Annotated in this window: 4 protein-coding genes; all 4 read left to right on the forward strand. The window is 67.3% G+C overall.

The window, feature by feature from the left end:
* A partial coding sequence (locus Q0L48_RS16645; protein ID WP_296722823.1) for an FtsX-like permease family protein occupies nucleotides 1-419 on the forward strand: 419 nt, incomplete at its 5' end.
* 14 nt (nucleotides 420-433) lie between these two features.
* The gene (locus tag Q0L48_RS16650) at nucleotides 434-1,165 is read left to right on the forward strand and encodes an ABC transporter ATP-binding protein (RefSeq protein ID WP_296722825.1); all 732 of its coding nucleotides are present in this window, start codon (nucleotides 434-436) and stop codon (nucleotides 1,163-1,165) included.
* A gap of 60 nt (nucleotides 1,166-1,225) precedes the next feature.
* Nucleotides 1,226-2,209, forward strand: a complete 984-nt coding sequence (locus Q0L48_RS16655; RefSeq protein WP_296722826.1) for an efflux RND transporter periplasmic adaptor subunit — start codon at nucleotides 1,226-1,228, stop codon at nucleotides 2,207-2,209.
* 3 nt (nucleotides 2,210-2,212) lie between these two features.
* Nucleotides 2,213-3,564: efflux transporter outer membrane subunit (locus Q0L48_RS16660; RefSeq protein WP_296722828.1), on the forward strand; the 1,352-nt coding region annotated here is incomplete at its 3' end.

Below are 3,564 nucleotides of genomic sequence, written 5' to 3' on the forward strand. Positions count from 1 at the left end.
CGCAGGCGGGGGTCAATTTCATCATCGAAAATACCGGCATCCCGACCAATTTCGGCATCACCGTGTTTCTAGGCTTTGTGGTCGGGATTGCGATCGTGGGCCTGACATTCAGCCTGTTTCTGCGCGACAACATCAAACAGTTCGGCGCATTGAAGGCAATCGGCGTCACCAATGCCAAGATCGTGCAGATGGTGGCAGTGCAGGCGGGGATGGTCGGCACCATCGGCTATTCGCTGGGCGTGGTCGGCACGGTGCTCTTCATCGAAGGGTTCAGCGCCAATCCCTTCTTCAAGGGCTTCTACATCCCCTGGCAGATCCCGCTGATCAGCCTGATCGCGGTCGTCATCATCCTTGCCATCACCGGCCTGATCGCGATCCGCAGCGTGCTCAAGACCGAACCGGCTTCGGTGTTCAGGTGAGCGAGGGAGCCATCATGGACACCAGAGCCATCGGCGGCTGCGCACCTGAATCGGCGATCTGCGCGCGCGGCATCACCCGCGACTTCGAAACCGGGCAGACCACCATCCGCGTGCTCCACGGGATCGATGCCGATATTCGTTCGGGCGAGATGACCTATGTCGTGGGCGAAAGCGGGTCGGGCAAAACCACGCTGATCTCGATCATGTGCGGAATCCTGTGGCCGACCGAGGGTGAGGTGAAGGTCTTCGGCACCGACATCTACAAGCTATCGGATACCGAACTGGTCAAGTTCCGGCTCAACAACATCGGCTTCATTTTCCAGCAATACAACCTGATCCCGTCAATCGATGTCGCGTCCAACGCTGCCGTGCCGCTGATCGCGCAAGGGATGCCGCGAGAGGAAGCGCGGGAGCGCGCCAAGGTGCTGCTCGACAAGCTCAATATCGGCAATCAGGCGGACAAGCTCCCGCGCCAGCTTTCGGGCGGGCAGCAGCAGCGCGTCGCCATCGCCCGCGCGCTGGTGCACGAGCCGCGTCTGGTGGTGTGTGACGAGCCGACTGCTGCGCTCGATGCCAGTTCCGGTCGCCGGGTAATGGACCTGCTGCGCGAGGTCGCGGTCGCGCCCGATCGTGCCTGCGTCATCGTCACCCATGACAATCGCATCTTCGACCTCGCAGACCGGATCATCGTGCTGGAAGACGGACGCGTCACCCATGACGGCGAGGAGATGCCCGATGGTCATTGATCCCGCCCTGCCGCTTATCGCTGCCCTATCCCTCCCCCTTTCGAACCTGCCGAGGACGCCATGTTCCGCAATCTAAGCTTTGCTCGCCAGATCCTCCCCTTCATCGCACTGATCGGCGTGGCGCTTGCCGTCTGGCTGATCTTCTTCGGCCTGCCTGATCGCTCGACAACCCAGCCCGCCGAACAGCCGCCCAAGGCAGTCGGCGCGCTCGCCAATGCGGCGCGCGTGGCGGGGGCGGGTATCGTCGAGCCCGCGAGCGAGGTGATCGACATCGGCTCGGCGCTGTCCGGGCTCGTCACCGACGTGCGGGTCAAGCCGGGCGACAAGGTGGCACAGGGCGAAGTGTTGTTCCTCGTCGATGCGCGGGCCGCGCGCGCGACTCTGGCGCAGTCCGATGCCGCGATCAGCGAGGCACGCGCCGCCATCGGCGAGGCCATCGCGGCCCAGCGCACCGCTCGCCAGCAGCTCGACCTCTACCGCAGCCTGACCGATCCCGCCGCCGTCAGCCGCGCAGAAGTGATCCGTGCCGAGGGCGAGGAAGCAGCAGCGACCAGCCGCCTCAGCCTAGCCCGCGCACGTCTGGCAGCAGCTCAAGCTGCCACTGCCGCCGCGCGGACCGAGATCGATCGCCTGACCGTGCGTGCGCCGATTGGGGGAGAGATTCTGGCCGTCAACATCCGCCCGGGCGAATTCGTCGCGACCCAAGGGGGGGCCAACAGCCAGCCTTTCATCCAGATGGGGCAGACTGATCCGCTGCACGTGCGCATCGACATCGACGAGAACGAAGCCGCCCGGGTCAAGCTCGGCGCGTCCGCTGTGGTCAGCCCGCGCGGGGCGGCCGAACTCCACGTCAACGCGGCCTTTGTGCGCGCCGAGCCGCAGGTGGTGCCCAAGCGCTCGCTCACCAACAGCGCCGCAGAACGCGTCGACGTGCGGGTGCTGCAACTGATCTACGCCTTGCCCGAAAGCGACGATTTCCGCGTCGGCCAGCAGGTCGATGCCTTCATCCCCGCCAGGGACGCGCCGACGGACGGGGAGAACTGAGCGATGCCGCGCGCCAATCTCGTCCTGCGTCGGCTGACGACGGTCGCACTGCTGCCGCTTGCGCTGGCGGCCTGCGTGGCCGGGCCTGCACCCCGGATCGCCACTCCGGCGCCTGACCTGCCGGAGAGTTATTTCTACCGTCCCGATGCTGCGCCCGGTGCCGAGCTGGCTGCGTTGATGCCGGATAGTGATCCTGCTTACCGCACGCTGTCCGCAGCCGCGCTCGCAAATGCTCCGAGCCTCGCCGAAGCGACCGCGCGGATCGAAGCTGCACGTGCGGGCGCGCGCCGGGCCGGGGCCGAGCGCCTGCCCAACCTCACCGCCGATGCCGATGTGACCCGCAACCGCATCAACCCCAATCAGTTCGGCGCCGCCGGACAACAGGGGATCATCCCGGCCGAACAGACGTTTTACGGGGCGAATATCACCGCCAGCTGGGACGCGGATATCTTCGGCCGCCTGAAAGCGCAGGAGCGCGCCGCGCTCGCCCGGATCGATGCGGCGAGCGCGCAGGCACAAGGTGTGCGGATCGCGCTGTTGAGCGAAATTGCTGCCAGCGTGACCGACTGGCGGGTGCTGGACGCGCGCGCCGCCGCGATCGAAGCTGATGTTGCCGCTGCCGGTCGACTCGCCGAACTTGCTGGCGTGCGCGAAAACGCCGGGATCGCGCCCGGCTTCGACCGGGTCCGGGCCGAGGCTGCCGCAAGCGGATCCAAAGTGCGGCTCGCCGCGCTTGCCAGCGAACGCGCACGGATCGTCGGGCGGCTCATCACGCTGACCGCAAGCAATGCCGCCAGCGTCAACGCCGCATTGTCGCAGCCGGGCGCGCTGGCCGATTCCATCTCTGCACCCGCCGCACTGCCATCGGAACTGCTTGCCAACCGGCCCGATGTCGCCGCCGCCGCTGCCAATCTCGCCGCGAGCGATGCCGATCTTGCCGCCGCCGCCCGCGCCCGCTTCCCGCGCCTGACGCTGAGCGGCGTGATCGGCCTGCTCGCTTTCGACCCGGAGGATATTTTCGACGAGGACTCGCTGGTCGGCACGCTCGCCGCCGGGATCGCCGGTCCGCTGCTCGACTTCGGACGTGTGGGCGCCGGGATCGATGCCGCCGCCGCCGACAAGCGTGCGGCCTTCGCCGCCTATCGCGGCGCGGTGTTCCGGGCGTTGGGCGATGCCGAGGCGGCCTATGGCCTCGTTGCCGCTGCCGACACCGAAGCGCAGCTTGCGATCAGGGAGCGCGACGAGTTGCAGCGCGCCGCGAGCCTTGCCGACACCCGGTTCCGGGCCGGGCTGGCGAGCTTCCTCGAAGTGCTCGAAGCCCGCCGCGCCGCTGATGCCAGCGGTGAGCGCGCTGC

It is taken from the genome of Erythrobacter sp., from assembly GCF_024305245.1.
Classification (GTDB): Bacteria; Pseudomonadota; Alphaproteobacteria; order Sphingomonadales; family Sphingomonadaceae; genus Erythrobacter.

Bases quoted from the DNA above. Each gene is read 5' to 3' on its own strand.
- Q0L48_RS16650 (WP_296722825.1), top strand. From the start codon at position 434: ATGGACACCAGAGCCATCGGCGGCTGCGCACCTGAATCGGCGATCTGC.
- Q0L48_RS16655 (WP_296722826.1), top strand. From the start codon at position 1,226: ATGTTCCGCAATCTAAGCTTTGCTCGCCAGATCCTCCCCTTCATCGCA.